At 70.7% G+C, this 26,056-nt stretch carries 25 protein-coding genes and 1 pseudogene; 16 read left to right on the top strand and 10 right to left on the bottom strand.

Annotation, left to right across the window (positions count from 1 at the left end; translation table 11 throughout):
• Nucleotides 1-77: 77 nt before the first annotated feature.
• Nucleotides 78-548: pseudogene (locus ACWGJY_RS34615) on the top strand (DUF3291 domain-containing protein); the annotation flags it as partial.
• Between the two features lie 56 nt (nucleotides 549-604).
• Here the strand turns inward: ACWGJY_RS34615 and ACWGJY_RS34610 are convergent.
• The 6 genes from ACWGJY_RS34610 to ACWGJY_RS34585 form a co-directional block, all read right to left on the bottom strand.
• Nucleotides 605-730, bottom strand: a complete 126-nt coding sequence (locus ACWGJY_RS34610) for a hypothetical protein (RefSeq protein ID WP_453264848.1) — start codon at nucleotides 728-730, stop codon at nucleotides 605-607.
• Between the two features lie 5 nt (nucleotides 731-735).
• Nucleotides 736-1,467, bottom strand: coding sequence for a phosphatase PAP2 family protein (locus ACWGJY_RS34605; protein WP_453264847.1), 732 nt, complete (start codon nucleotides 1,465-1,467; stop codon nucleotides 736-738).
• A 46-nt stretch (nucleotides 1,468-1,513) separates the two neighbouring features.
• The gene (locus ACWGJY_RS34600) at nucleotides 1,514-2,449 is read right to left on the bottom strand and encodes a M56 family metallopeptidase (RefSeq protein ID WP_453264846.1); all 936 of its coding nucleotides are present in this window, start codon (nucleotides 2,447-2,449) and stop codon (nucleotides 1,514-1,516) included.
• Nucleotides 2,450-2,587: 138 nt separating this feature from the next.
• Nucleotides 2,588-3,250: a DUF5134 domain-containing protein gene (locus ACWGJY_RS34595; RefSeq protein ID WP_453264845.1), complete on the bottom strand. Its 663-nt coding sequence runs from the start codon at nucleotides 3,248-3,250 to the stop codon at nucleotides 2,588-2,590.
• A gap of 315 nt (nucleotides 3,251-3,565) precedes the next feature.
• Nucleotides 3,566-3,952 (bottom strand): VOC family protein, encoded by a 387-nt coding sequence (locus ACWGJY_RS34590; protein ID WP_453264844.1) that lies wholly within the window; start codon nucleotides 3,950-3,952, stop codon nucleotides 3,566-3,568.
• 90 nt (nucleotides 3,953-4,042) lie between these two features.
• Nucleotides 4,043-4,726, bottom strand: a complete 684-nt coding sequence (locus ACWGJY_RS34585) for a glycerophosphodiester phosphodiesterase (RefSeq protein ID WP_453264843.1) — start codon at nucleotides 4,724-4,726, stop codon at nucleotides 4,043-4,045.
• 496 nt (nucleotides 4,727-5,222) lie between these two features.
• Between ACWGJY_RS34585 and ACWGJY_RS34580 the strand changes: the two genes are divergently transcribed.
• The 5 genes from ACWGJY_RS34580 (at nucleotide 5,223) to ACWGJY_RS34560 (ending at nucleotide 9,917) form a co-directional block, all read left to right on the top strand.
• Nucleotides 5,223-6,620, top strand: coding sequence for a DUF6421 family protein (locus tag ACWGJY_RS34580; RefSeq protein WP_453264842.1), 1,398 nt, complete (start codon nucleotides 5,223-5,225; stop codon nucleotides 6,618-6,620).
• Nucleotides 6,617-7,441, top strand: a complete 825-nt coding sequence (locus ACWGJY_RS34575) for an SDR family NAD(P)-dependent oxidoreductase (protein WP_453264841.1) — start codon at nucleotides 6,617-6,619, stop codon at nucleotides 7,439-7,441. The genes ACWGJY_RS34580 and ACWGJY_RS34575 overlap by 4 nt, the downstream gene beginning before the upstream one ends.
• Entirely contained in the window at nucleotides 7,438-8,508 is a 1,071-nt protein-coding gene (locus ACWGJY_RS34570) for a threonine aldolase family protein (RefSeq protein ID WP_453264840.1), read from the top strand. Before ACWGJY_RS34575 ends, ACWGJY_RS34570 begins: the two co-directional genes overlap by 4 nt.
• A gap of 92 nt (nucleotides 8,509-8,600) precedes the next feature.
• Nucleotides 8,601-9,179, top strand: a complete 579-nt coding sequence (locus ACWGJY_RS34565; RefSeq protein ID WP_453264839.1) for a transglutaminase-like domain-containing protein — start codon at nucleotides 8,601-8,603, stop codon at nucleotides 9,177-9,179.
• A gap of 39 nt (nucleotides 9,180-9,218) precedes the next feature.
• On the top strand, nucleotides 9,219-9,917 hold the full coding sequence (locus tag ACWGJY_RS34560) for a B3/B4 domain-containing protein (protein WP_453264850.1): 699 nt from the start codon (nucleotides 9,219-9,221) through the stop codon (nucleotides 9,915-9,917).
• 86 nt (nucleotides 9,918-10,003) lie between these two features.
• On the opposite strand, the gene ACWGJY_RS34555 is transcribed toward ACWGJY_RS34560, so the two are convergent.
• On the bottom strand, nucleotides 10,004-10,720 hold the full coding sequence (locus ACWGJY_RS34555) for a lysophospholipid acyltransferase family protein (protein WP_453264838.1): 717 nt from the start codon (nucleotides 10,718-10,720) through the stop codon (nucleotides 10,004-10,006).
• 333 nt (nucleotides 10,721-11,053) lie between these two features.
• Here ACWGJY_RS34555 and ACWGJY_RS34550 point away from each other — a divergent pair, with 333 nt between their 5' ends.
• The 4 genes from ACWGJY_RS34550 to ACWGJY_RS34535 all read left to right on the top strand — a co-directional run bounded on the left by ACWGJY_RS34550 (nucleotide 11,054) and on the right by ACWGJY_RS34535 (nucleotide 14,191).
• The gene (locus ACWGJY_RS34550) at nucleotides 11,054-11,458 is read left to right on the top strand and encodes a TlpA family protein disulfide reductase (protein WP_453264837.1); all 405 of its coding nucleotides are present in this window, start codon (nucleotides 11,054-11,056) and stop codon (nucleotides 11,456-11,458) included.
• Between the two features lie 225 nt (nucleotides 11,459-11,683).
• On the top strand, nucleotides 11,684-12,190 hold the full coding sequence (locus tag ACWGJY_RS34545) for a flavin reductase family protein (protein ID WP_453264849.1): 507 nt from the start codon (nucleotides 11,684-11,686) through the stop codon (nucleotides 12,188-12,190).
• A gap of 204 nt (nucleotides 12,191-12,394) precedes the next feature.
• Nucleotides 12,395-13,180 carry an electron transfer flavoprotein subunit beta/FixA family protein gene (locus ACWGJY_RS34540; protein ID WP_453264836.1) on the top strand — a complete coding sequence of 262 codons (786 nt, stop codon included), beginning with the start codon at nucleotides 12,395-12,397 and terminating at the stop codon, nucleotides 13,178-13,180.
• 48 nt (nucleotides 13,181-13,228) lie between these two features.
• Nucleotides 13,229-14,191: an electron transfer flavoprotein subunit alpha/FixB family protein gene (locus ACWGJY_RS34535; RefSeq protein WP_453264835.1), complete on the top strand. Its 963-nt coding sequence runs from the start codon at nucleotides 13,229-13,231 to the stop codon at nucleotides 14,189-14,191.
• A 108-nt stretch (nucleotides 14,192-14,299) separates the two neighbouring features.
• Here ACWGJY_RS34535 and ACWGJY_RS34530 read toward each other — a convergent pair whose 3' ends face one another.
• Nucleotides 14,300-14,818, bottom strand: coding sequence for a DinB family protein (locus tag ACWGJY_RS34530; protein ID WP_453264834.1), 519 nt, complete (start codon nucleotides 14,816-14,818; stop codon nucleotides 14,300-14,302).
• Nucleotides 14,819-15,014: 196 nt separating this feature from the next.
• Between ACWGJY_RS34530 and ACWGJY_RS34525 the strand changes: the two genes are divergently transcribed.
• The gene (locus tag ACWGJY_RS34525; protein ID WP_453264833.1) at nucleotides 15,015-16,325 is read left to right on the top strand and encodes a DUF6986 family protein; all 1,311 of its coding nucleotides are present in this window, start codon (nucleotides 15,015-15,017) and stop codon (nucleotides 16,323-16,325) included.
• 184 nt (nucleotides 16,326-16,509) lie between these two features.
• Here ACWGJY_RS34525 and ACWGJY_RS34520 read toward each other — a convergent pair whose 3' ends face one another.
• A complete protein-coding gene (locus ACWGJY_RS34520) occupies nucleotides 16,510-17,550 on the bottom strand; it encodes a LacI family DNA-binding transcriptional regulator (protein ID WP_453264832.1) in 1,041 nt (346 codons plus the stop codon).
• Nucleotides 17,551-17,691: 141 nt separating this feature from the next.
• Between ACWGJY_RS34520 and ACWGJY_RS34515 the strand changes: the two genes are divergently transcribed.
• Nucleotides 17,692-18,648: an ROK family protein gene (locus tag ACWGJY_RS34515; protein ID WP_453264831.1), complete on the top strand. Its 957-nt coding sequence runs from the start codon at nucleotides 17,692-17,694 to the stop codon at nucleotides 18,646-18,648.
• A gap of 297 nt (nucleotides 18,649-18,945) precedes the next feature.
• Here ACWGJY_RS34515 and ACWGJY_RS34510 read toward each other — a convergent pair whose 3' ends face one another.
• Complete coding sequence (locus tag ACWGJY_RS34510; RefSeq protein WP_453264830.1) at nucleotides 18,946-21,003, bottom strand: NPCBM/NEW2 domain-containing protein; 2,058 nt, start codon at nucleotides 21,001-21,003, stop codon at nucleotides 18,946-18,948.
• A gap of 268 nt (nucleotides 21,004-21,271) precedes the next feature.
• On the opposite strand from ACWGJY_RS34510, the gene ACWGJY_RS34505 reads away from it, so the two are divergent.
• The 4 genes from ACWGJY_RS34505 to ACWGJY_RS34490 all read left to right on the top strand — a co-directional run bounded on the left by ACWGJY_RS34505 (nucleotide 21,272) and on the right by ACWGJY_RS34490 (nucleotide 25,783).
• A complete protein-coding gene (locus tag ACWGJY_RS34505) occupies nucleotides 21,272-22,528 on the top strand; it encodes an ABC transporter substrate-binding protein (protein ID WP_453264829.1) in 1,257 nt (418 codons plus the stop codon).
• 43 nt (nucleotides 22,529-22,571) lie between these two features.
• Nucleotides 22,572-23,483: a carbohydrate ABC transporter permease gene (locus ACWGJY_RS34500; RefSeq protein WP_453264828.1), complete on the top strand. Its 912-nt coding sequence runs from the start codon at nucleotides 22,572-22,574 to the stop codon at nucleotides 23,481-23,483.
• Complete coding sequence (locus ACWGJY_RS34495; RefSeq protein WP_453264827.1) at nucleotides 23,480-24,397, top strand: carbohydrate ABC transporter permease; 918 nt, start codon at nucleotides 23,480-23,482, stop codon at nucleotides 24,395-24,397. Before ACWGJY_RS34500 ends, ACWGJY_RS34495 begins: the two co-directional genes overlap by 4 nt.
• A 351-nt stretch (nucleotides 24,398-24,748) precedes the next feature.
• On the top strand, nucleotides 24,749-25,783 hold the full coding sequence (locus ACWGJY_RS34490; RefSeq protein ID WP_453264826.1) for an NUDIX domain-containing protein: 1,035 nt from the start codon (nucleotides 24,749-24,751) through the stop codon (nucleotides 25,781-25,783).
• Nucleotides 25,784-26,056 lie beyond the last annotated feature (273 nt).

The raw sequence follows: 26,056 nt of genomic DNA, 5'->3' as shown, positions 1-26,056 counted from the left end.
GGGAGGGCAGTCGTCAGGCGCGCGAAGCGCGTCGAGCCCGCTGCCGCAAGGTAAGCAGGAATCTCCCGGCTTCAGCCGGGAGAGCACTTCAACGGAAGATCAGTCAGCACCCCGGATACCTCGCACGTGCTGAAGCGGCAGACGGTGACCGGGGCGTGCTCTTCGAGGCGGACTGGGGTGCATGGGGAGAGTTCGCCGTACCGACTTGGTATGGCAAGGGCCATACGCGGGAAACCACCGCCCTGGCCGCGACCCTCTCACTCTGGACCGACCTGCGCCCCGCCTTCGACGCCGTCTACACCGGTCTGCACCGTGAGGCGCTGAACAGGCGTGATGACTGGTTCGAGAGGACAGAGCGCCCAAATTACGTGTGCTGGTGGGTCTCCGAGGGCGTGATACCCACCTGGCAGGACGGGGTTTCCAGGCTGGAGCACCTCCACGACCACGGCTCCGCGCCGCACGCCTTCACCTTCCACCACTCGTTCGCCCCGGACGGAACTCCGACCAGGATCAAAGGCATCGGGCCGAAGAGCGACCAGGTTCGCTGACAAGGAGGCCTGAACGACTGGATTCGCTGTCCGTGAAGGACCCGCGCCCCGGCTTCTCAGTCCACCAGGTCGTCCATGGCCGTGCCGGACGCGGCCGGCACCGCGCGCAGCCGGGACTCGGCGGACTCGATACGCAGCAGGGTTCCGGAGAAGTCGAACGGCACGCCCTTGATCACCGTCATGACCGTCATCCTGCCCGCCGCGTGGCGCCCCGATCCCGTCGGGACGCGTACGCGGTGTACACCGCAGTCGACCCGGCCACCAGGGCCCCGCCCAGCAGCCAGCCGCCGACGACGTCCGAGGGCCAGTGCACGCCCAGATACACCCGGGTGAAGCCGACACCGACGACCGAGACCGCGACCACCGTCCGGGCCGTCCACCGCCACAGCGGGCGCGCCCCGGCCTGTCGCAGCACCCACAGCACCAGGGCACCCGCGACCAGCGCGGACAGCGCATGCCCGGAGGGGAAGGCCGCATAGCTCGCGGAGTCCACCGGATCCGGCCAGACGGGGCGGTCCCTGCCCACCAGCGCCTTCACCGCCTGCTGTAGTCCCGTACCGGCGAGCGCGGTGGCCGCCACCCAGAGCGCGAGCCGCCGTTCACCACGCCGCAGGAGCAGACAGACCGCCACCGTGAGCACCGCGCGCATCGTCCACGGGTCCCACACCCAGTCGGTGAGCACCCGGTTGAGGCGGGTCCAGCCGGGCGCGGCGACGGCGGTCCGGTGCAGTGCGCCGGAGAGGGTGGTGTCCCAAGACATCAAGGGGCCCCAGCGCACCACGACGAGGGTGAGCAACAGGCCGAAGAAGAGGGTGCACAGCAGGGCGCAGGGGAGGGTGGGGAGAAGAGGGGCGGCGACCGGGCGGCTGTCGTCGTGCCCGGTGGAGGTGCGGGTGGCGGGGAGCGGTGTCGAGGGCATGGACCGATCCTCGCCGATGTCCGGCGCCCCGGGCGAGGGGACCGCGCTACGTCAGTGCCCGCAGCCCCGGGATGAAGGTGACCAGCAACGGCACGGCCGGCACCAGCGTCGCCACCGCCGTCATCCGGAGCCGGCGGCCGGTGGTGAAGCGGGGCGCGGGGGACAGCAGCCGGTCCACCCGCTGTGGCACCTCGGCGAGTTGGCTGGGGCAGGGCCCGAACACCCCGCGGTCCTCGTTGAGTCCGACCAGCGCCAGGGCGATCGTCAGCCGCCCGAACCGGCGCGAGGCCACATCGTCGGCGGCGAGTTCGACCAGCCGGTGCACCTGATCACGGAACGCGGCGAAGACCGGGATCTGCGGAAAGCCGGCGGCGAGCGCCGAGGCGCTGTACAGCAGCAGATCGTGCCGGGCCCGCGCATGGCCCTGCTCGTGTGCGATCAGCGCATCGAGCTGACGCCCCTTCAGCCGCTGCAACGCCGAGGTGGTGACGACCAGTTGGGGCGAGGAGTGCCGCAGCCGCCAGGCTTCCGGGCGGTCGCCCTCCAGGACGACCAGGCGCTCCCCGAGGGGCTCCTCGCCGGGCAGCAGCGGTGCGCGGAGCAGAAGTTCGGCCCGCCGCTGCCGGCGGCGGGCGCGCGCCGCCCGCACCTCACGGGTCAGCGCGACGGCCGTCCAGGCGCCCCCGCCCGCCAGAAGCAGGGCCAGCACCCCGGCCCACGGCCCGTACGCCTTGAGCGCATACGCCTCGACGACCACCCGGGGGGCGAAGCCGAACACCGGGCTGCGGACGGCTTCCCAGGCGGCGGCCGCGCTCAGCGACATCGCGAGCACACAGCACAGCAGAACACCGGCCACCACGCACTGCCATACCCACAGGGCGAGGACCGGTTCACGGTCGGGCCAGTCGGAACGGGCCATCAGCCGTGGCGCCATTGCCGCGGCCAGCGCGCCGAGCATCATCAGCGCGAGAGGGACCATCATGGCGTCAGCCTATGAGCGCACGACTACCCGTTGGTACGGCCAGGCGCGGGATGTGACGTATGCCACCCTTGCCGTGGGTGTGGGCCGCTGCCCGTGTGTGCCGGCCGCACGGAGCCGTACGCACGGCGTCGCCGCAGCTCACACCGTCAGCAGCATCGCCAGCATGCCGATGCCCATCGCCACCCGGCAGGCCCGCAGCACCCCGGACGGCCCGGCGTCCGCCGGCCCTTCCGCCACCGTCCCCTCCCGCACGGAGCCCGCCGTCCGTACGACCGCCGGCGCCAGCCGGACTCCGGCGGCGATCACATACACCGTGTAGTAGGCCAGCAACAGGCCCGTCAACAGCGGCACTCCGCCCGGTCCGGCGTGCTCCATCGCACCCATGGAACTCATCGGACTCATCGAGCTCATTGGCCCCGTCGGCTCCATGGAACTCATCGAGCCCGTCAGGCCCGCCGAGCCCGTCAGGCCCGCCGGGTTGAGATGCTCCGACGGCAGGGCCATCGCGAGCGCCATGTACACCATGGCGAACGCGCCGACCGCATGATGCAGATGCCGCCGCACCAGTGCCCCTACGCCGGCCACCCCGAAGAGCGCGGTGAACAACCACGGTGACCACTGAGGCGGTGTCACGGCGGACGCGGGCAGCGCCATCGCCGCCATGCCCAGCGCCATCAGCCCCTCGCCGCGGGCATCCGCCCGGTACGCCGCCAGGCCGGTACGGGGCCGGACGAGGCAGTACGTCCCGGCCGCGGCGCACAGCAGCACCAGCAGCCAGCCGACCAACGGTGGTTCGTGCACGGCGCACCTCCCCGAGTACCGCCTGCCGCACGGATCGGGTGCAGAATGCCCGCCCGGCGCCCGGCACACGGGAGCGCACGGACGCACGGCGGGGGAGCGCGGACGGTGTGCGGGAACGGCGGACGTGACGCCGGCGAACAGCCGTGCCCCGGCCGTCGCCGAGAGCCGGCCCGCCCGAGAGCCGGAGAGGGGGAGAGGGAGGGAGGGGGAGAGCGGGAGAGCCCGAGAGCCGGCCCGCCCGAGACCAGGACCCGCGGCTGGTGCGTCCCCCTTTGACACGGCCTTGCGCCCGACGGACGCCGGGCGGGAGGTTCCTCAGGGCCGGTAGCGCAGCGGGTGGTCCGCCGGTACCTCGGTCAGCACGATCCGATGGCCGTCCGGATCGGCGATCCACATCTCGATGAGCCCCCACGGCTCCTGTACGGGCGGCCGCAGCACCGCCACCCCGTGGGCCCGCAACTCCTGGTGTGCCGCTGCCGCGTCCGCCACCTGGAGCCACAGCTGGAGGGTTTCCGCGGCCGGAGCCGTGGCGCGGCCGGAGACCTCCAGAAAGCCGCCGCCGAGGAAGTAGACCGTGCCGCGCTCGGGACCCGTGCCGAACTCCCGGTAGATCTCCAGCCCCAGCGCCTCGCCGTAGAACGCCCGCGACCGCTCGGGGTCGGACGGCCGCAACAGCACCCTGCTGCTCAGTACGTGCACCATGGCAGGAGACCCTACGCCGCCGGCTGCGCGCCGCCCCGCACGCCGCCCGGCCGGCCTGCGGGGCGGCCGCTCATCCCGCCGGGCCCCGCCTCATGCCGTGAAGCGGACCGCCCGCCGGATCTCCGGCTGGTCGGTCACCACACCGTCCAGACCGAGCCCGCGCGCGAGGCGCAGCTGATCGTGGGTGTTGACCGTCCAGCCCACGACCTTCAGATGTGCGGCATGCGCGCGCTCGACCAGTTCCAGGGTGAGCCGGCGGATGTTCAGCGAAAGCATCGTCGCGCCGACGGCCTGCGCCCGGTCGACGACATCGGCGCCGTATCGGCTGGCGACCAGTGCGGTGCGCACGCCGGGCAGCAGGGTGCGGATCGCGGCCAGCGCCTCGTCGTGGAAGGAGATGACATCGACCCGGCCGGTCAGATCGCGTGAGCGCATCACCTCGGCCAGCGCCTGCGCGGCCGCCACGTCCTTGATCTCGGCCTGCAGCGGTGCCTTGACCGCCGCCACGACCTCCTCGAAGACGGGGATCCGCTCGCCCCGGCCGGCATCGAGTTCGCGGAGTTCGGCGAGAGTGCGCTCGGAGATCGGCCCGGCGCCGTCGGTGGTCCGGTCCACGTCCGCGTCGTGCATCACCACGAGCGCGCCGTCCTTGCTCAGATGCAGATCCAGTTCGATGACATCGAGGCCCTCGTGCTCGGCGCGCACGAAGGACCGGAGGGTGTTCTCCGGCTCCACGCCCATGATCCCGCGGTGTCCGATGGTGAGAAAGGACAAGGCTGCCTCGCTTCTGTCGGCTCGGTGCTGTTGTCGGCTCTGTACAAGTGTCGACCGTCTGCTGTCGGCAACGGCGCTACGAAACGGCGCACAGCCTAACGGGAGCGACCGGCGGAAAACGGGCTGCCGGACGGGACCGCGGTGTGTCCAGTACGGGTACCCGCCATATCCGGGTTCAGACCGTCTCACCCACGCGTGGGCGAGTCCCCGCGGCGCTGACGGTGGGCCGCGGGGTGCCGGTGCGGGACGGCCTGCCGCCGTCGTCGTATGGCATATGCCACAGGGCGTGCGGGGCGGGGCCCGCCCTCGCGGTCCTGGAGGAAGCGCGGAATCCCTTGGCGCTACTGGCAGGAAGTGTTGTCCAAGCCGTCTCCGACAGGAAAATTCCGCGTGATCGCGGGGTGTCGACAGAATAATTTTCAATTACCCACTTGAGCGGGCGATCCTCGGCTGGTTACCGTGTCCTGACAACACGATCTACCGCCGGAGGGCAGTCATGACGGAAATTCTTTCGCCTGTGGGTGTCCGGGAGGCCACCGCGACCGCAGAGAGTGTGGTCGGGCACCCCGCGTGGCCCGTACTCAAGGACGCGGTCGAGACGATCCGCCCCTGGCAGTCCAAGGACGGATCCATAGACCTGGAGGCGGAGGGTGCGCCCACCGCCGATGCCGTCCGCGCGGAGGCCGGCCGGATGACGGCGGCCGTCGAGGAGCTCGCCCCGCTGCTGCCGCACAACGCCGCCTACCACCAGGCGCTCGTCACCGACCTGCGTCGCTGGGCCGACGGCGGCTTCGGGGTGCCGGACTTCCTGGACTCCCTCCTCGCCTTCCAGCCCGCCCGGCAGCGCGCCGACGGCCTCCAGCACCTCGTGCTGTTCCCCATGTACACCCAGAACGGCAACCTGGACCGCAACTTCGAGGCCGTCGTCCTGCGGATGGTCTGGCCGGAGTGGCTCGCCGAGCTGGAGCGCACCCGCTACGACAACGCCCTCTTCTGCGGCATCACCTTCGAGGACTTCACGGCCGGCTACGACACCCACTCCGCCGTGCTCTTCCCGGAGACCATCGCCGTGCGCGAGGCCCCCGCGCGGTTCAGCTGGGGCGGGATCTTCTGCGACCGCGAGGCCGCCCGCTTCCGCCGGGTCAGCGCGGCCGCCATCGAGACGCTCGGTGTCGAACTCCCCGCGGACATTCGCGAGATGCTCGCCGACCAGGAGCGCTGCCAGGAGGCGTTCGTCCTGTGGGACATGGTGCACGACCGCACCCACAGCCACGGTGACCTGCCGTTCGACCCGTTCATGATCAAGCAGCGCCAGCCGTTCTGGATGTACGGGCTGGAGGAGCTGCGCTGCGACCTCACCGCCTTCAAGGAGGCCGTGAAGCTGGAGGCCGAGGGGTACTCCCAGGCCCACGACGTCCAGTTCGCGGTGATCTTCGACCGGATGTTCCGGTTCCCGGTCACCGGCGACCGCGTCCGCAACTACGACGGCCTGGGCGGACAGCTGCTCTTCGCGTACCTCCACCAGCACGACGTCGTACGCTGGACGGACAACACACTGCACATCGACTGGGAGCGGGCGCCCAAGGTCACCAACCAGCTGTGCGGCGAGATCGAAAAGCTCTACCGCGACGGCATCGACCGGCCGAAGCTGGTCCACTGGTTCGCCGCGTACGACCTCGTCTCGACCTACCTCGCCCCGCACCCGGGCTCGGTCTGGGCCAAGGGTCCCGACGCTCTCGACCTCGACCAGCCGCCGCGCAAACTCGTGGACGACGTGCTCCCCGACGAGTTCCCGCTGAGCATGTTCTACGAGGCGCTCGCCAAGAAGCTGCGCGCTGTGATCGCATCCACCAAGGGCATCACGGCCCACAGCGATGAATTGGCGGCGGCATGAAGACCGACCGGAACACCCGGCCGAAGGCCGTCCAGGAGCAGAACGAGGAGGCGACGGAGATGGTGACTTCGACGGGCGGCCAGGGGCCGCTGGAGGGTGCGGTCATCGCGGTGGCGGGCGCGGCCGGTCCGGCCGGCCGGGCGACCCTGCTGCGACTGGCCGAAGCAGGTGCGGTGGTGGTCGGCTCGGATTCCCACGCCGAGCGGCTGGCGGAAGCCGTGGACGCGGCGCGCTATGCGCATGGCGGCGCCACGGTGATAGGGGACACCGTCGATCTTCTCGACCTCGACCAGACCCGTGAATGGGCGGCCCGTACCGAGAAGGAATTCGGCCGCATCGACGGCCTGGTGCACCTCGTCGGCGGCTGGCGCGGCTCCTCGACCTTCGCGGAGACCGACCTCGCGGACTGGGACATGCTGCACAAGCTGCTGATCCGCACCGTCCAGCACACCTCGCTCGCCTTCAACGAAGCCCTCGAACGCAGCGGCAACGGCCGCTTCCTCCTCATCAGCGCGGCCGGCGCCGGCAAGCCCACCGGGGGCAATGCCGCCTACGCCGCCTCCAAGGCCGCCGCCGAGGCCTGGACGCTCGCCATGGCGGACGGCTTCCGCAAGTCGGGGGGTGAGCAGGGACCGCGCGCCGCGGCTGCCATCCTGATCGTGAAGGCGCTCGTCAACGACCAGATGCGCGCCGAGCGACCGAACGCCAAGTTTGCGGGCTTCACGGATGTCACGGAGCTGGCCGAGGCCATCGCCGGGGTCTGGAGCCGGCCCGCCCAGGAAGTGAACGGACAGCGTCTGTGGCTGACCCCCGAGCCGTGACCGGAGCGAAGACCGACGCCCGGCAGCACCACGACCCCGAGATACGCGGCTTCGCCAGCGACAACTACGCGGGCGCCCACCCCGAGGTGCTCGCCGCGCTCGCCCTTGCCAACGGCGGCCATCAGGTCGCCTATGGCGAGGACGACTACACCGCGCACCTCCAGCGGGTCTTCCGCAGCCATTTCGGGCAGCGCGCCGAGGCGTTCCCGGTGTTCAACGGCACCGGCGCCAATGTCGTCGCCCTGCAGGCCGTGACCGACCGCTGGGGCGCGGTGATCGCCGCCGACTCCGCGCACATCCACGTCGACGAGTGCGGTGCGCCCGAGCGGGTCGGCGGGCTCAAGCTGCTGACCGTGCCCACCGAGGACGGCAAGCTGACCCCTGAGCTGATCGACCGCGAGGCGTACGGCTGGGACGACGAGCACCGCGCCATGCCGCAGGTCGTCTCGATCACCCAGAGCACGGAGCTCGGCACGGTCTACACGCCCGACGAGGTCCGGGCGATCTGCGAACACGCCCACGAGCGCAACATGGTGGTGCATCTCGACGGTTCGCGGATAGCCAACGCGGCGGCGACGCTCGATGTCCCGATGCGGGCCTTCACCAACGCCGTGGGCGTCGACATCCTCTCCTACGGCGGCACGAAGAACGGTGCGGTCTTCGGTGAGGCCGTGGTCGTGCTCAATCCCGACCGGGTGCGGGCGATGAAGCATCTGCGCAAGCTGTCCATGCAGCTGGCCTCCAAGATGCGCTTCGTCTCCGTCCAGTTGGAGGCACTGCTCGCCAAGGACCTGTGGCTGCGCAACGCCCGGCACGCCAACACCATGGCGCAGCGGCTGGCGGCCGGGGTGCGGGAGACCGGCGGAGTGGAGATCCTCTACCCCGTGCAGTCCAACGCGGTGTTCGCGCGGCTTCCGCACGATGTCAGCGAGCGGCTGCAGAAGCGCTACCGCTTCTACTTCTGGGACGAGCCGGCCGGTGTGGTGCGCTGGATGTGTGCGTTCGACACCACCGAGGAGGACGTCGACGGATTCCTCGCCGCGCTCCGTGAGGAGATCACCCGCTAGCGCCGAAGAGCACGCCTCATATCTTGAATAGCTATGCGCTCGGCCGAAAAGTCATTGACTCTCGGCCGGGCGCATCGCTACGCTCCCCGGCCATGGAGCTGATCCAGAACACCCCGGGAATCTTTGCCTACTTGGCCGCGGATGAGGTCATCGATCACGAGCATCCGCGGGTCCGGGCCACCGCGGCGACGCTCTCCCGCAATACCCCGGGTGCATACGCATACGCCAAGGCCGCCTTCGAATTCGTCCGCGACGCCATCCCGCACAGCGGGGACGCGGGCGATCCGCGGGTCACCTGGCGCGCCTCGGATGTCCTCGCGCAGCGCACCGGCATCTGCTACGCCAAGGCGCACGCCCTCGTGGCCCTGCTGCGCGCACAGGGCATCCCCGCCGGGCTGTGCTACCAGAAGTTCGACGTCCTCCACGGGCTGATCGCCGTCAAGCTGCCCGGCGAGGAGCGCTGGGCGCGGCAGGATCCACGGGGCAACAAGCCCGGGGTCGACGCGCAGTTCCGCCTCGACCGCGAACAGCTCGCCTTTCCCGTCCGGCCCGAGTGCAACGAAATGGACCTCCCGGTGCTGTTTGCTGAACCGCATCCGGTCGTGCTCCAATGCCTCCGGGAGGCTGTCGACCGGCCTCACCTCTGGCAGACGCTCCCCACCGACCTCTGAGGAACGGCCCCGATGCCCAGCTCTTCGCGCCTCTTCGGCATGACCCGTCCGCTGTATGTCTCCGACGAGGTGCGCACCCTGGCGCCCGGCTTCGGCTACCTCGCCGTCGAAGCCCGCGGACTGACCAACGGGCCCAGCGATGAGGCCGGCGGGGTGCTCCTGGACGAGGCCACCCGCCGCCTCACCGCGCGTCTCGACGGACGTGCCCCGCAGGACGACCCGCACATCGCCGCCTGGCGCGCCGCGTACACGGCATTCGGCAGCAAGCCGTCGCGCACCCGCAACTCCGCCGAGGCGCTGGCCAGGCGTGCGCTCGCGGACGGCGGCCTGCCGCGTATCAACCGCCTCGTCGATCTCTACAACGCCCTCAGTGTCGCCCACCTCATCCCCGTCGGGGGCGAGGACCTGGACCGTATCCAGGGCGGTATGCGGCTCGTACGGGCCACCGGCGAGGAGCCGTTCGTGACCGCGGCCGGCGGCGCCGAGGCCGTCGAGCACCCGGACGCGGGCGAGGTGGTCTGGTGCGACGACGAGGGCGTCACCTGCCGCCGCTGGAACTGGCGCCAGGGCGTACGCACCCGCCTCACCGAGGACTCGGTCAGCGCCCTCTTCCTGCTGGAGCGGATGGCCCCCATGACGCTCGACGCGCTGACGGCCGCGGGCAACGAGCTGGCCGAGGCGCTGCACCGGGCCTGTCCGGATGCCCGTATCGAGATCGGCGACATCTGGACCCCGTGAGAGCCGTGCGCGGCGCCGCCGGACCGGCCGCCGTGGGGCGGCGCCGCCGCGACCGCGACGGCGCGCCCACGGCCCCTCCGGGTCCGTCAGCCGACCGTCCCGGGCGCGGCGGGCGCGGTGCCGCCGAGGTGCGCCGGGATCCACCAGGTGTCCTCGGGGTCCTTGGGGCGTACGGGGTAGGCGCGCTGGGCGGCCTCCAGCAGATCCTGCACCCGGGCCCGCAGCCGGTCGGTGACCGTCTCGGCCTGCTCGGCCGGATCGGCCTCCATCGGCTCGCCCACCCGGATCGTTATCGGGAGGTGGTTGCGGCCCAGATCGCGCTTGTGGCCCTTGGTCCACAGCCGCTGGGTGCCCCACAGTGCCACCGGGAGCAGCGGTACGCCGGCCTCCTGGGCCATCCGTGCCGCACCCGACTTGAAGGTCTTCAGGGTGAAGGACTCGGAGATCGTCGCCTCGGGGAAGACCCCGATGATCTCGCCGGATCGCAGCGCGGACAGCGCGTGCTTGTAGGCGTGTATCCCCTGGGCGCGGTCCACCGGGATGTGCTTCATCGCGCGCATCAGCGGCCCCGACACCTTGTGCCGGAACACCGCCTCCTTCGCCATGAAGCGCACCAGCCGCTTGGCCGGCCGCGCCGTCAGTCCGGCGAAGACGAAGTCCAGGTACCCGATGTGATTGCTCACCAGAACCGCCCCGCCGCGGCGCGGAATGTGATCCGTCCCGGCGATGTCGAATTTCAGATCGAGCGCCTTGAAGAGGGTGCGGGCGGCGCCGATCACCGGCGGATAGACGAGCTCTGCCATTGTCCGGAGGACCCCTTTTCCACGCCTGGGGAGGGTTCTCCCGGCGGAAACCTACGCAGCCGTAACTGCGACTTTCGGGAGATCGTGCCCGATGTCGGCCGTGGCGGCCAGCGCGTCGGCCGCCAGGACCAGGAGATTCTCGTCACGTGGAGACCGGTTCGGCCGGCCGCTCCCCACAGCGGACCGTACCTCGCGCACCCCGGGAACGTCCTCGGGCCCCGCCGGTGCGGAGAGCCGCGCACGCCCCGCGGCCCGGCCCGGTCCACCCCGTCCGGCCCGGTCCGGGAATCTTTGCGGCCCTGCGAACGCTGCATCCGTCGATGACGGGAACGCATGGTGTGCCCCGCGGCGCTCGTGGCGACGAGCGCGTGCGGCGGGGACCCACGCCGGAAGGGGAGACCGACGGTGCACGAGCGGGACGACGGCGCGCGGCTGGGCGCCGCCGAGATCGGGGCGGAGCTGGGGGAGCGGGCCACCCTGCTGCAGTTCTCCAGCGCCTTCTGCCAGCCCTGCCGCGCCACCCGGCGCACCCTCGCCGAGGTCGCCGGCATGGTCGACGGGGTGACCCATGTCGAGATCGACGCGGAGGACCATCTGGACCTCGTACGGGAGCTGGCGGTGCTGCGCACCCCGACCGTGCTGGTGCTCGACGCGGACGGCGCGATCGTGCGCCGGGCCTGTGGGCAGCCCCGCAAGGCCGATGTCATCGCGGCGCTGGGTGCGGCCGTTCGTGATTGATCTCCCAGATGCCAGGCGCCCCTTGACGCTGTGGGTCACGGATCGTCACTCTGACGTGATGCGGCCAGGAACCCTTCTCCACGGACGTGCCCACGTCGACCTTCTGCGGACTGCCAGCGCCCGCTGTCCGGGCGCGTGAGCAGCGACGACACCATTGCTGCCGGCCGCCGGACGGCCGTCGGCGGCTCCGCACGGGCTCGTACACCACAGCAGAAGGACAACTCCATGACGGCCTCGCCCGGCCTCGGAACGCCTGTTACCGCCTCCCCCGAGCTGCTGCGTTCGGTCTTCCGGCAGCACGCCGCCGGCGTCGCGGTGATCACCGCGCACGGCTCCCGCCCCGTGGGCTTCACCGCCACCTCCCTCACCTCCGTCGCCGCCGACCCGCCGCTGCTCTCGTTCGGTATCGGCACCGGCGCCTCCAGCTGGCCTGCCATCTCCCGGGCCGGGCACGTCGGCGTCCACATACTCGGCGAGCACCAGCAGGAACTGGCCGCCACGTTCGCGCGCAGCGGCGCCGACCGCTTCGGCCCCGCCACCTCCTGGCGTTCCGGCCCCGAGGGGGTACCCCTCCTGGACGGTGTACTGGCCTGGCTGGTGTGCAAGGTCGTGTCGCGGGTGCCGGCCGGCGACCACCGCATCGTGATCGCCCAGCCCGTCGTCGGCGACCCCGCGGGACAGGGCCGGCCGCTGCTGTATCACCAGGGCGGTTTCCGCGCCTTGCGCGACTGAGGGCCGGTCTGCGTCGTTCCCGGTCAAGGTCGTTGGCAAGGTCACATTTCGGCGGCCTTGATTCGGGGCAGAAGAGTCGATGTACTGGCGAGTAATATGACGGTCGGCGTGGGGAACCGCAACCGACCGGGAGCCGCCCCAACAGGCGCCTATGCTGCCAGCACAAGGCAGTTCTGAAGAGACGAAGCAGGTAGGAGAGCCGGCGTGAGCCTGAGGATCGTTGTCTGTGTGAAGTACGTGCCCGACGCCACCGGCGACCGGCACTTCGCCGAGGACCTGACCGTCGACCGTGACGATGTGGACGGTCTGCTCTCGGAGCTGGACGAGTACGCCGTCGAGCAGGCCCTGCAGATCAAGGAAGCCGCCGACGACGCGGAGATCACGGTCCTCACCGTCGGCCCCGAGGACGCCAACGACGCGCTGCGCAAGGCGCTGTCGATGGGCGCCGACAAGGCCGTCCACGTCGAGGACGACGACCTGCACGGCACCGACGCGCTCGGCACCTCCCTCGTTCTCGCCAAGGCCATCGAGAAGACCGGATACGACCTCGTCGTCTGCGGTATGGCCTCCACCGACGGCACGATGGGCGTGCTGCCGGCGCTGCTCGCCGAGCGGCTGAACATCCCTCAGGTCACCCAGCTCTCCGAGGTTTCGGTCGCCGATGGCAAGGTCACCGGCCGCCGCGACGGCGACACCGCCAGCGAGCAGCTGGAGGCCGCGCTGCCCGCCGTCGTGTCCGTCACCGACCAGTCGGGCGAGGCGCGTTACCCCTCCTTCAAGGGCATCATGGCCGCCAAGAAGAAGCCGGTGGAGTCCCTGGACCTGGAGGACCTGGAGATCGAGGCGGACGAGGTCGGCCTCGAGGGCGCCTGGACCAAGGTCGACGGCGCCACCGAGCGTCCGGCCCGCACCGCGGGCACGATCGTCAAGGACGAGGGCGAGGGCGGCAAGCAGCTCGCCGAGTTCCTCGCGGGCCAGAAGTTCATCTGAGCCGCAGCCCTTTCCACCGCCCTCATTCTTCCCGCAGGAGAACATCCCATGGCTGAAGTCCTTGTCTACGTCGACCACGTGGACGGTGCCGTCCGCAAGCCCACCCTCGAACTGCTCGCCCTCGCGCGCCGCATCGGCGAGCCGGTAGCCGTGCACCTCGGCGCGAACGCCGAGGCCGCCGCGAAGATCCTCGGTGCGCACGGCGCCGTCAAGGTGCTGGCCGCCGACGCTCCCGAGTTCGCCGAGTACCTCGTCGCCCCCAAGGTCGACGCGCTGCAGGCGGCCCATGACGCGGTCTCCCCGGCCGCCGTGCTGCTGCCGTCCTCCGCCGAGGGCAAGGAGATCGGTGCCCGACTCGCGCTGCGCATCGGCTCCGGCATCATCACCGACGCCGTCGACGTCGAGGCCGGCGACGAGGGCCCGGTGGCCACCCAGTCCGTCTTCGCGGCCTCGTACACCACCAAGTCCCGTATCACCAAGGGCACTCCGGTCATCACCGTGAAGCCCAACTCCGCCGCCCCGGAGGCCGCCCCGGCCGCCGGCACCGTCGAGCAGCTCGCGGTGACCGTTGCCGACTCCTCCAAGGGCACCAAGATCGTCTCGCGTACCCCGCGCGAGTCGACCGGCCGCCCGGAGCTGACCGAGGCCGCGATCGTGGTCTCCGGCGGCCGTGGCGTCAACGGTGCCGAGAACTTCCCGGTCATCGAGGCGCTCGCCGACTCGCTCGGTGCGGCCGTCGGTGCCTCGCGTGCCGCGGTGGACGCCGGCTGGTACCCGCACACCAACCAGGTCGGCCAGACCGGCAAGTCGGTCTCCCCGCAGCTGTACGTCGCGGCGGGTATCTCCGGCGCGATCCAGCACCGTGCCGGTATGCAGACCTCGAAGACGATCGTCGCCATCAACAAGGACGCCGAGGCGCCGATCTTCGACCTGGTCGACTACGGCGTGGTGGGCGACCTCTTCGACGTCGTCCCGGCCCTCACCGACGAGGTCAAGACCCGCAAGGGCTGAGACCACCGGGCTCGCCGGAGCCCGCCTCCGGCCCACGCACGAGGCCCCGTACGCGCCGCGCGTACGGGGCCTCGTGCGTGTCGCGGCACGGACGGTCGTGCCGCGCTGTCAGTCGCCCGTCACGCCGTCGATCCGCTCGCGCAGCAGGTCCGCATGGCCGTTGTGCCGGGCGTACTCCTCGATCATGTGGACGTAGATCCAGCGCAGGCTCAGGGTGCGCCCCCGTCGCGCGGAGAAGGTCTCGTCCAGCCCGCGCTCCGCCACGGCCTTGTCACAGGACTCGATCTCGGCACGGAAGGCCGCGAAATCGCTCTCGGCGGCGGCCGGGTCGGCGTCGTCGAAATCGGCGTCCGGGTGGTCCTCGGTGAAGTAGAGAGGGCCGAGCCGCTGGCCGAGGAAGCGCACCCTGAACCAGGCGCGTTCGACCTCCGTCATGTGGCGTACCAGGCCGAGCAGCGTGAGGGTGGACGGTGCGGCGCTCGCGCCGACGAGCTGGTCGGGTGTCAGCCCCGTGCACTTGGCGAGCAGGGTGTCACGGTGGAAGTCGAGCCAGCCTTGCAGCATCTCCCGTTCGCCGGCCACGGTCGGGAGTTCTCTGCGTTCGATTGCGGGTGCGATCCAAGTCATGAGGGCGAGTCTGACGGTGCGGTGGGGTACCCGCCACGGAGTTTCCGGAGTCCGGCCGTACGTCCGTGACCTGCACCGCTCCGGGGAAGGGTGTTGACCTCGGTAAACCGACACCGTTAACTTCGCTATACGGATTGTTGATTCCGTTAAGCGGAAATCGCTCGATCGGCGGGCGTGCGCACCGGGAGGGTATCGGATGGGGCAGCAGGAGACCGTGGCGACGAGCCTCGCGGACACCGTACGCAAGGGAATCGGAGCCGCGCTCGCCCAGGTGGACGCGGATCTGGCGCGGCGCTACCCGGGCGACCCCGGCACCCGCCAGCCGGTCCACACGGTCTACGTCCCCGGCGACGTCTTCGCCGCCGGCACCGTGCGCTCCTGGGGCGACCAGGCCCTCGCCGCGCTCGACGCACACGCCCCCGACGCCGGGGCGCTCGCCGCCGTCCTCGGTATCCCCGATGCACTCGCCGCCGAGGTCCACGACCGCGTCCGCGCCAAGCTGACCCGCGAGCCCGTCGAGGATCTGCGCATCGACTTCGAGGACGGCTACGGCCCCCGCCCGGACGCCGAGGAGGACGAGGCCGCGGCCCGTGCCGCCGCCCTGGTCGCCGCCGCGTACGGTGGGGGCACCTCCCGGCCGGAGGCCGGCGGAGGCACCGTGGCTCCGTACACGGGCATCCGGATGAAGTGCATGGAAGCCGCCGTCCGCGACCGCGGAATCCGCACCCTCGACATCTTCCTCACCGGCCTCATGGCGGCCGGCGGCCTGCCCGGCGGCCTGGTGCTGACGCTCCCCAAGGTGACCTACGCCGAGCAGGTCACCGCCATGGTCCGGCTGCTGGAGGCCTTCGAGAAGACGCACGGGCTGGAGAGCGGCCGGATCGGTTTCGAGATCCAGATCGAGACCACCCAGTCGATCCTGGGCGCCGACGGCCGCGCCACCGTCGCCCGCATGATCGAGGCCGCCGAGGGCCGCGCCACGTCCCTGCACTACGGGACCTTCGACTACAGCGCCTCCTGCGGCGTCAGCGCCGCCCACCAGTCCCTCGACCATCCGGTGGCCGACCACGCCAAGGCCGTGATGCAGGTCGCCGCCGCGGGCACCGGCGTCCGCCTCTCCGACGGCTCGACCAACGTCCTGCCGGTCGGGCCGACGGACCGGGTGCACGCCGCCTGGCGGCTGCACCACGGCCTGGTCCGCCGCTCGCTGGCCCGCGCCTACTACCAGGGCTGGGACATGCACCCGGGCCATCTGCCCACCCGTTACGCGGCGGTCTACACCTTCTACCGCGAGGGTCTGGAGCAGGCCGCGGCCCGGCTCGCCGCCTATGTCGCCAAGGCCGGCGGCGAGGTCATGGACGAGCCTGCCACCGCCAGGGCCCTCAGCGGCTATCTGCTGCGCGGTCTGGACTGCGGCGCGGTGGACACCGCCGAGGTCGCCCGTCTGGCCGGACTCACCCGCGCCGACCTCGACGCACTCGCGGGCCGCCCGGCAGCCACGGCCTGAGAGCGGGGCGGCGCCGCGCTCGAGGGCGCCCTCGTGATCGTCGCGCTGATCGTGCTCGCGCCGGGCACGGTCTTGCTCCCGAAGAAGGCCGGCCGCCGGGGCGCCCCTCGCCGCGAGGACCGGTGACCAGCCGGCCCGGGGGCCGCGGCCGCCAGGTGCGTCCGGCGCCCGGCCGGCGGGGAGTTCAGCCCTGTGGCGGGGGGATCTCGCCCGAGCCGCGGGCGATCAGGCGGGTGGGGATCACCCTGCGCTGCGGCGGGTCCTCGATGCCCTCCAGGCGCCGGAAGAGCAGCCCGGCGGCCGTCCGGCCCATGGCTGCCGGGTCCTGGGCGACGACCGTGATCGCGGGCCGGACGAGATCGGCCAGCTCGAAGTCGTCGAAGCCCACCAGCGCGACCGGGCGCGGGCGTTCGCCGAGAATGCGGACGGCGGTGACGGTGACCCGGTTGTTGCCCGCGAAGAGCGCGGTGACCGGCTCGGGGGCGTCCAGCATGGCGGTGGCCGCGGCGCGCACCCGGTCGGGGGCGGTGGAACCCAGCGACACCCAGGAGTCGTCGACGGACAGGCCCGCGGCGGCCATTGCGGTGCGATATCCGTGCAGCCGCTCGCGCGCGGTGTGGATCCGCAGCTGGTCACCGATGAAGCCGATCCGGCGGTGGCCGTGGGCAATGAGATGGGCCACCGCGTCCCGGGAGCCACCGGAGTTGTCGCTGACCACGACGTCCGCGTCGATCCGGCCCGGCGGGCGGTCCACGAACACGGTGGCTATCCCGGCCGCGATCTCCGGTTCCAGGTAGCGGTGGTCGTCGGCGGCCGGGATGATGACCAGCCCGTCCACCCGCCGTGCGCACAGCGCGAGCACCAACTCCTGTTCGCGGGCCGGGTCCTCGGCGCTGGAGCCGTTGATCAGGAGGGCGCCGTGGTCGCGGGCGATTTCCTCGACGGCGCGGTTGAGCGGGCCGTAGAACGGGTCGGCGAGATCCTCCAGCACCAGGCCGATGCTGGCCGTACGCCCCTTGCGCAGGGTCCGGGCGGAGTCGTTGCGGCGGAACCCCAGGGCGGTGATGGCCTCCTGGACGCGTCGTTCGGTGTCCGGGGTGACGCCCGCCTCGCCGTTGACCACGCGGGAGACCGTCTTGAGGCCGACCCCGGCGCGCGCCGCGACATCCTTCATCGTGGGCCGGGTGCCATAGCGGCGGGAGGTGCCCCGCGCGGTGTCGGTCACGGTGTGCGGTCCTGATTCTGTCGGCGTCAGGTGTGGCGTCGAGCATAGCCTCTAGACAACGTTGTCAATCGCAGGAAGACTGGCGTTCTCACGCCGGGCCGGTACGCTCGGCCCCCGGGCCCACCAGGAGATTCCACACCGATGCAGACGGACCTCAGCGCAGCGCTGGACATTGGCGGCACCAAGATCGCCGGCGCTCTGGTGGACGCCCGCGGCAGACTGGTCGCACGGGCCGCCCGGCCCACCCCGGCCGACAAGGACGGGGCGACGGTGATGCGTGCGGTGGCCGAGGTGGTCGCCGAACTGGCCGCGGGTCCCGGCTGGGCGCGGGTGGCGGCCGTCGGCATCGGCAGTGCCGGCCCGGTGGACGCGTCGGCCGGCACCGTCAGTCCGGTCAACATCCCCGGCTGGCGCGACTTCCCGCTCGTCGCCGGAGTACGGGCCCTCGTCGGGGAGCGCCCGGTCGTGCTGGTCGGCGACGGTGTCGCGATGACCGCGGCCGAGCACTGGCAGGGCGCCGCGCGCGGTCACGCCAATGCGCTGTGCATGGTGGTCTCCACCGGCGTCGGCGGCGGACTCGTCCTCAACGGCCGGCTGCACCCGGGCCCCACGGGGAACGCCGGGCACATCGGTCACATCAGCGTCGACGTCGACGGGGATCCCTGCCCGTGCGGGGCCCGTGGCTGTGTCGAGCGGATCGCCAGCGGCCCCAACATCGCCCGCCGGGCGCTCGCCAACGGCTGGCAGCCCGGCCCCGACGGTGACACCAGCGCGGCCGCCGTCGCCGCGGCCGCACACGCCGGTGACCCGGTCGCCATACGCTCCTTCGAGCGGGCCGCGCAGGCGCTGGCCGCCGGAATCGCCGCCACCGCCACGCTCGTGGAGATCGATATCGCGGTCATCGGCGGGGGCGTGGCGGGCGCCGGAGACATCCTCTTCGCCCCCTTGCGTGCGGCCCTGCGCGACTATGCGACGCTGTCGTTCGTGTCGGGCCTGACGGTCGTACCCGCCCAAATGGGGACGGATGCGGGGGTGGTGGGCGCCGCCGCTGTCGCCGGGCAGCGATCCCGTCCCGATGCCTTCGTCCCCACGCCCTGACACCACCACAGGCCCTGGGCGCCCCTGGTCTGTTGTGCCGACCACGAGGGACGCCGTGGTGTGCAGGTGCGGCGTACGGGCACGGTTGCGGGCGGCGTCAGGGCGGCCGGCGACGGTGACACCGGGGGAGCGTGAGCGGGGCGGCGCGGGCGACCGGCCGGTACCCGGGGCTGCCCACTGGCTGACGTCCCTGCCGGGTACCGGGTGCTGGGCACCGGATCCCGGATGCCGGGTGCCGGGCGGACCGAGGGCCCGCCCGGCACCATCAACGCATCTGGCATCAGCGGAAGTTGGTGTTCAGCACTGGAACTTGGCGTCCGCCCAGTCGGCGTGGTCGTAGTCGATGCCGTCCCCGCCGTCGGTCACCACGAGCCGGACGGTCTGCGCTCCGGCGACCGGGGCGCTGATCGCCTTGGCGGTATCCGACCCGGTCACCGTGGGGCTCGCGGCGACCCGTTTGCCGTCGGCCCACACCTCGAAGCCCACCGATCCCCGGTCACCGGACTCGTCGTCGATGCCGGCCTGGGCGGTGAACACGGAGCACCGTCCGCCGGTGTAGAAGCTCACCTCGCTGGGGGCATGGACCCCGAGGCCCTTCGCGAAGCCGGTACCGCCGATGCTGATCGGTCTGCCGTCGCCGGCCTCGCGCTCCCCGACGCTGGTGTTCTTCTCGACCGGGCCCCAGCCGTTGGTGGCGGTGAGCCAGGGGAGTTCGGCGGCGTATGCGGTCCCGGACGGCGGGGGTACCACGACATGGGCGGTGCCGGGCAGTGTGGCGGTGATCCGCTCGCCGCGCGGTGAGCGATAAGCGGCGGTGAGCGGCAGGTCGTAGGTCCCGGGCGCGGTACCGGCCGGTGCGGTGATCCGCCAGCCGGTGGTGAGCGTTCTGCCGCCGGGCAGTGCGCGGACCCTCGCCGGGGAGGTGGACCTGACCTGCCAGCCCCGCGGGGCCTTCAGCGTGACGGCGACATTCTCGGCGGCGGTGCCGCCCAGGTTGCGGACGGTCGAGCGGAGGCCGGCGGGGGTGCCCGCCTCGACCAGCGGCGTACGGTCGGTGCCGGTCTCGACGGCGGGCGGATAGCCGGCCCAGCGGCGGTCTGCGGAGATGCGGTAGACCGTGGTGCCGTGCGCCGGGACGGTCGCGGAGACGGTGCCGGTGGTGTGGGTGTCCTGATGCCGCCACAGATCGCGCAGCCGGTAGCCGGCGGCCTGCGGGAGGCCCAGGTCCTTGGCGGTGGTGGTGATCCGCTGGGGCTGTCCGGTCTCGTTGAACAGCGCCACCGCCCGCCCGCCGTCGGCCAGTTGCCGCACCAGCGTCCAGCGGCCGGACTCGGACTTCAGCACCGTGGCCTGCTTGCCCAGCGGGTCCTGGTCGACGGCGATGAGGTCCTTGTTGGCCAGGATGTCGAACGTCTCCGGGGTGGCCTTGCGCAGATCGGAGCCGATCAGCAGCGGGGCGGCCATCATCGACCACAGGGAGAAGTGGCTGCGGTACTCGGTGTCCGTCATGCCGCCGTTGCCGACTTCCAGCATGTCCGGGTCGTTCCAGTGCCCGGGGCCGGCGTGCGGGGCGAGCGGCAGATTCTGCTTCGCGATCTCGAGCATGCTCGACCACGAGTCACTGATGTCGCCCGTCGTGCGCCACAGGTGCCCTACGTCCGACGCCCACTCCCAGGGCTTGTTCTCGCCCCATTCGCAGATGCTGTAGACGATGGGCCGCCCGGTGGCCTCCAGCGCGTCCCGCATCGTGCGGTACCGCTGCTTGGCGTCCACACCGAGGTTATTGCAGTTGTCGTACTTGAGGTAGTCCACGCCCCAGTCGGCGAACTGCTGGGCGTCGGACTTCTCATGGCCCAGTCCGCCGGGGAATCCGGCCGGGTTGCAGGTTTTGATGCCGGCGCTCGTGTAGATGCCGAATTTCAGTCCCTTGGAGTGGACATAGTCGGCCACCGCCTTGATGCCGTGCGGGAAGCGCTGGGGATCCGGCACGAGCTTGCCGTTCCCGTCGCGTGCGGGCAGCGCCCAGCAGTCGTCGAGATTGACGTACCGGTAGCCGGCGTCCTTGAGGCCCTTGGCGACGAAGAGGTCGGCGATGCCCTTGACCATCTCCTCGTTGAACTCCGCCCGGCAGTGGGTGGAGTTCCAGTTGTTGAAGCCCATCGGGGGCGTGGCGGCGAGCCCGCCGGGGAGCCGGGGTGCGGGGGCGGTGCGGGCGGTGCCGGCTCCCGGGGCGTCGGGCGTACGGGCGGCGGCGGGCAGGGCGGTCACCCCTGCCGTGCACAGCAGTGCGGCGGACAGCGCTCCGACGATTCTTCGGTGACCTCGCCGGTGGATGGTGCGGATATGAACGCGCATGGTTCGCGTCCTCCGTCTTCGCGAGAGGTGAGTGGGGTCGTGTACCGGTCGCGTGCGAGTGTTTACGGTAGGGCTTGTTGGAGTCTGTTGGAAGAGGAGCGGTAACGGTTCCTGCTTCGCCTGCCAAAACCCTTGACGCGGCCTGCCGTTCGGAGTGAGATCCCACCACTCGCGTTCGGTTCTGTTTGGTTCCACCCCTGAGGAGGGGGACATGGTCCCGTCAACGTTCAGCGGCTTGGATACGCACGGGGAAGCGGCAGGACATCGGATGTCCCGCCGGACGCTGCTGAGGGGCGCGGCGCTCGGCGCGGGGGCCGTGGCCCTCCCGTCCCTGCTCGCCGCCTGTGGCAGCGGGCCGAATGGCCTCACGATGGGTTCGAATGCCTCGGATGCCGTGCCGAAGAAGGCCTTTGCGGAGGCGTTCACGGCCTACGAGAAGAAGTCGAAGAAGACGGTGAAGGTCAACACCGTCAATCACGAGAACTTCCAGGAGAACATCAACCGTTATCTTCAGGGCACTCCCGACGATGTCTTCATGTGGTTCGCCGGAAACCGTATGCAGTACTTCGCACAGAAGGGCCTGCTCTTCGACATCAGCGATCTGTGGCGGGGCTTCGACGGCTTCTCCGCCGCGCTCAAGAAGCAGTCGACGGGGCTGGACGGAAAGCAGTACCTGGTGCCGTACTACTACTATCCGTGGGCCGTCTTCCACCGGAAGAGCGTGTTCCGGGAGAAGGGGTACGACATCCCCAAGACCTTCGACCAGTACCGGGCGCTGGCCAGGCAGATGCAGAAGGACGGCCTGGTGCCGTTCGCCTTCGGCGACAAGGACGGCTGGCCGGCCATGGGCACCTTCGACTACCTCAATATGCGTGCCAACGGCTATGACTTCCATATCGCGCTGATGAGCGGCCAGAAGGCCTGGAACAGTCCGCAGGTCAAGCAGGTATTCGACCTGTGGCGCGGGCTGATGCCCTATCACCAAAAGGGCGCCAACGGCCGCACCTGGCAGGAGGCCGCCCAGACCCTCGCACAGAAGAAAGCCGGAATGACCGTCCTCGGACTGCCGCACCCCGGCCAGCAGTTCAGCGCCGCCGACCGGGAGGACCTGGACTTCTTCCCCTTCCCGGAAATCGATCCCGCCCACGGCCAGGACGCAGTCGAGGCACCGATCGACGGATTTCTGATGTCGAAGAAAGCCAAGGACAAGGACGGAGCGAGGGACCTGCTGAAATTCCTCGCGACGCCCAGGGCGGAGGACATCTATCTGAAGTCCGACCCCAACAACGTCGCGGTCAACAGCGGTGCGGACACCGCCGCCTACACCCCGCTGCAGAAGAAGGCCGTCCAGCTCGTCTCGGGTGCCCAGCAGATTTCGCAGTTCATGGACCGCGACACCCGGCCCGATTTCGCCTCGACGGTGATGATCCAGGCGATCCAGCAGTTCCTGAGCAGACCGGATGACATCGACGGTCTGGTCAATGACATCGAACGCCAGAAGAAGCAGATCTTTTCCGCCACGTGAGCGCCGTCAGACGACCGCTGTGAAAGACGGGGAGCGAACCGCCGTGCCGAACACCCGCGCACGGCGCGCCCGACGACCGGGTCCGCGGCGCCACACCCGCCGCGACCTCGTCGTCCTCGGCGTGCTGCTGGGGATACCCATCCTGCTCGACCTCGCCCTGATCTGGGGCCCGACGCTTGCCTCCATCGGACTGTCCTTCACCACCTGGGACGGCATCGGCGCCATCCGGTGGGCCGGCCTGAAGAATTACGACAACCTCTTCACCAACTACCCGCAGTTCTGGCCGGCGGTCCGCCACAACCTGCTGTGGCTGGCCTGCCTCGGACTGCTCGCCGCCCCCTTCGGGCTGCTGCTCGCCGTCCTCATCGACCGCGGTGTCCGCTTCAGCCGCTTCTACCAGTCGACGCTCTATATGCCGGTGGTGCTCTCGCTCGCCGTCGTCGGCTTTATCGCCCAGCTGATCCTCTCCCGGGACCAGGGCGCTCTGAACGCCGTCATCGGCAGCCGGAATCCCACCGACTGGCTGGGAAATCCCGGTCTGAATATCTGGATGGTGCTGCTGGCCGCCTGCTGGCGGCACACCGGCTATGTCATGATCCTCTATCTCGCCGGACTGAAATCCGTCGACCCCGGCCTCAAAGAGGCTGCCGCGATCGACGGCGCCGGGGAACGGCAGACCTTCTTCCGGGTCGTGCTGCCCACCCTGCGCCCGGTGAATGTGATCGTCGGCGTCATCACCGTCATCGAATCGCTGCGCGCCTTCGACATCGTCTACGCCGTCAACAAGGGCCGCAACGGCCTGGAGCTGCTGTCGGTGCTGGTCACCGACAACATCATCGGGGAGGCGAGCCGGATCGGATTCGGCTCGGCCATCGCCGTCGTCCTGCTGCTGGTCTCCCTGGGATTCATCGTGACCTATCTCGTCCAGGAACTCCGAGGGGAGCCGCAACGATGACCGCACCCGCCGCCACCGCGGCCCCCGCCGTGCGGCCGGCACCGACGCCCCCGGCCCCGGTCCGCCGCCGCGGCAGATTCGGCGTCCACCTCTTCCTGACCGCCGTCTCGTTCGCCTTTCTCGCCCCGCTGCTGCTGGCCGTCTACGCCTCACTGCGCCCCTATGAAGAGACCGCGGCATACGGCTATTTCTCCCTCCCGCGCCATCTCTCCTTCGACTACTACCACCAGGCCTTCGCCGAATCCGGCATGGGCAGGTACTTTCTCAACTCGCTCATCATCGCCGTCCCCGGTGTCCTGCTCACCCTTTTCCTGGCCTCGTTCGTGGCGTTCGCCGTTTCCCGGCTGCGGATCCGCGGCGGCATCATCCTGCTGGTGGTCTTCACTGCCGGAAACCTGTTGCCCCAGCAGGTGATCGTCACCCCGCTCTACGTCCTGTTCAACAAGATTCCGCTGCCTTATTGGATGTCCGACTCCCTGACGATGTACGACTCCCTCTGGGCCGTCATCGCCGTGCAGATCGCCTTTCAACTCGGTTTCTGCGTCTTCGTGCTGGCCAATTTCATGCGCACCCTGCCGCGGGAAATCCTGGAGGCCGCGATCGTCGACGGCGCCGGCGTCTGGGCGCAGTACTGGCGGGTCACCCTTCCCCTGTGCCGTCCGGCGCTCGCGGCCCTGGGCACCCTGCAATTCACCTGGATGTACAACGACTTCCTCTGGGGCCTGGTCTTCCTCTCCGACGGCGACAAACTCCCCGTCACCTCGGCCCTGAACAATCTGCGCGGCCAGTTCTTCACCGACTACAACCTTCTCGCCGCGGGCTCCGTCCTTGTCGCGCTGCCCACGATTGTGGTCTTCCTGCTCCTGCAGCGGCATTTCATCGCCGGACTGACCCTCGGCGCGAGCAAGGGGTAGCGGACCGCAGCACGCGGAACAGGCCACCGGGCGCGCAGGAGGCCGCCGTCATATGCACGTCTCCCGGGCCGGCAGCGGCCCGGGAACCCGGTGTGCGGGTGAGGGTTTCGGTACTGGAGGGGCGGGGGAGCGCTTGTTTGCCGGGGGCTTCGCGGCGGGGGATACGGTGACCGGCATCCTCCCCGCGAGGCATTTCGCGACCGGCGTGTCCTCGGGTACGGGAAACACCCCTGGCCGCGTCGATGGTCGAATGTGCAACGTTCCCGGTAGTGCGCGCGGCCCGTGCCTCCGAGCGTTTCCGTGGCAGGGTGTGGCGGGCAACTCACCTGGGTCTAGGGAAGAGGGGAAACCGTGATCGTCTGGCTGAACGGCACGTTCGGTGCGGGCAAGACCACTACGGCTCATGAATTGCTCGACCTGCTTCCCGGAAGCACGCTCTACGACCCCGAACTCCTCGGCAGCGGACTGCGGTTGATGCTGCCGGCCAAGCGGTTCGAGGGCATCGACGACTATCAGGATCTGCCGGCCTGGCGGCGCATGGTCGTCGACACCGCCGCGGCACTGCTCACCGAGGTGCCCGGCCCGCTGGTGACACCGATGACGCTGCTGCGCCAGGAGTACCGCGACGAGATCTTCGGCTCCCTCGCCGCCCGCCGGATTCCCGTACGGCACGTCCTGCTGCACGCGGAGGAAACGATCCTGCGGAGCCGGATAGCCGGCCGCGAGGAGCCCCCGGCACACGCCGGGGCCACCGCGTCCGTGCGCCGCTGGAGCCTGGATCACCTGGGTCCGTACGCCGACGCGCTGCCGTGGCTCACGGGCGATGCGCATGTCGTGGACACCACCCGGCTCACGCCCCGGCAGACCGCCGAGCAGGTCGCCGAGGCGATACGCACCGGCGCCGGCGCCTGCGACATCGTGCAGACACCCGAACCGACCGCCGAGACGCTCGCCGCCGGTGTCCTGCTCTTCGACGACCAGGATCGGGTACTGCTCGTCGACCCGACCTACAAGGCCGGCTGGGAATTCCCCGGCGGCATCGTGGAACGCGGTGAGCCGCCCGCCCACGCCGGCGTACGGGAGGTCGCCGAGGAACTCGGCATCGAACTGCCCCGCGCGCCCCGGCTGCTGGTGCTGGACTGGGAAGCCCCCAAACCGCCCGGCTTCGGGGGGCTTCGGCTGCTCTACGACGGCGGCACCCTGACCGACGACCGGATCAGCAAACTGCTGCTGCCCGGCGCCGAACTGCGCGACTGGCGCTTCGCCACCGAGGCCGAGGCCGAGAAAATGCTGCCACCGGTGCGCTGGAACCGCCTGCGGTGGGCGCTGCGCGCCCGTGAACAGGGGCGTCCGCTTCACCTGGAGGCCGGTGTTCCTGCGGGGTGAGCCCTTCCGCTGCGCTTTGCCGCCGCCCCACGTTTTCGGCTTTCCCGCCGCTCCGCTGCGCTTTGGCTTCGCACCCACGTTTTCGGCTTTCCCGCCGTGGGGCTTTCTCGCCGTTGCGCCTGCGGCCCTTCCGCTGCGCTGTGCCGTGCCGACGTTGTCGGCTTTGTCGCCGTTGCGCCTGCGGCGGGCGTTGCCGCTGCGCGGGGCTGTCGGGTGCGGTGACGGTCCTGCGGGGCAGGGGTGTGGGACTGCTGCGCTTTACGTCCCACACCC

This window comes from Streptomyces sp. NPDC054765 (assembly GCF_053612065.1).
This window is presented reverse-complemented; position numbering and strand designations above follow the sequence as displayed.

Excerpts from the sequence above, each read along its gene's own strand:
- ACWGJY_RS34610 (WP_453264848.1), bottom strand. The coding sequence starts at position 730 with ATGACGGTGATCAAGGGCGTGCCGTTCGACTTCTCCGGAACCCTGCTG.
- ACWGJY_RS34605 (WP_453264847.1), bottom strand. The coding sequence starts at position 1,467 with ATGCCCTCGACACCGCTCCCCGCCACCCGCACCTCCACCGGGCACGAC.
- ACWGJY_RS34600 (WP_453264846.1), bottom strand. The coding sequence starts at position 2,449 with ATGATGGTCCCTCTCGCGCTGATGATGCTCGGCGCGCTGGCCGCGGCA.
- ACWGJY_RS34590 (WP_453264844.1), bottom strand. The coding sequence starts at position 3,952 with ATGGTGCACGTACTGAGCAGCAGGGTGCTGTTGCGGCCGTCCGACCCC.
- ACWGJY_RS34580 (WP_453264842.1), top strand. The coding sequence starts at position 5,223 with ATGACGGAAATTCTTTCGCCTGTGGGTGTCCGGGAGGCCACCGCGACC.
- ACWGJY_RS34575 (WP_453264841.1), top strand. The coding sequence starts at position 6,617 with ATGAAGACCGACCGGAACACCCGGCCGAAGGCCGTCCAGGAGCAGAAC.
- ACWGJY_RS34565 (WP_453264839.1), top strand. The coding sequence starts at position 8,601 with ATGGAGCTGATCCAGAACACCCCGGGAATCTTTGCCTACTTGGCCGCG.
- ACWGJY_RS34560 (WP_453264850.1), top strand. The coding sequence starts at position 9,219 with ATGACCCGTCCGCTGTATGTCTCCGACGAGGTGCGCACCCTGGCGCCC.
- ACWGJY_RS34555 (WP_453264838.1), bottom strand. The coding sequence starts at position 10,720 with ATGGCAGAGCTCGTCTATCCGCCGGTGATCGGCGCCGCCCGCACCCTC.
- ACWGJY_RS34550 (WP_453264837.1), top strand. The coding sequence starts at position 11,054 with ATGGTGTGCCCCGCGGCGCTCGTGGCGACGAGCGCGTGCGGCGGGGAC.
- ACWGJY_RS34545 (WP_453264849.1), top strand. The coding sequence starts at position 11,684 with ATGACGGCCTCGCCCGGCCTCGGAACGCCTGTTACCGCCTCCCCCGAG.
- ACWGJY_RS34535 (WP_453264835.1), top strand. The coding sequence starts at position 13,229 with ATGGCTGAAGTCCTTGTCTACGTCGACCACGTGGACGGTGCCGTCCGC.
- ACWGJY_RS34530 (WP_453264834.1), bottom strand. The coding sequence starts at position 14,818 with ATGACTTGGATCGCACCCGCAATCGAACGCAGAGAACTCCCGACCGTG.
- ACWGJY_RS34525 (WP_453264833.1), top strand. The coding sequence starts at position 15,015 with ATGGGGCAGCAGGAGACCGTGGCGACGAGCCTCGCGGACACCGTACGC.
- ACWGJY_RS34515 (WP_453264831.1), top strand. The coding sequence starts at position 17,692 with ATGCAGACGGACCTCAGCGCAGCGCTGGACATTGGCGGCACCAAGATC.
- ACWGJY_RS34510 (WP_453264830.1), bottom strand. The coding sequence starts at position 21,003 with ATGCGCGTTCATATCCGCACCATCCACCGGCGAGGTCACCGAAGAATC.
- ACWGJY_RS34505 (WP_453264829.1), top strand. The coding sequence starts at position 21,272 with ATGTCCCGCCGGACGCTGCTGAGGGGCGCGGCGCTCGGCGCGGGGGCC.
- ACWGJY_RS34495 (WP_453264827.1), top strand. The coding sequence starts at position 23,480 with ATGACCGCACCCGCCGCCACCGCGGCCCCCGCCGTGCGGCCGGCACCG.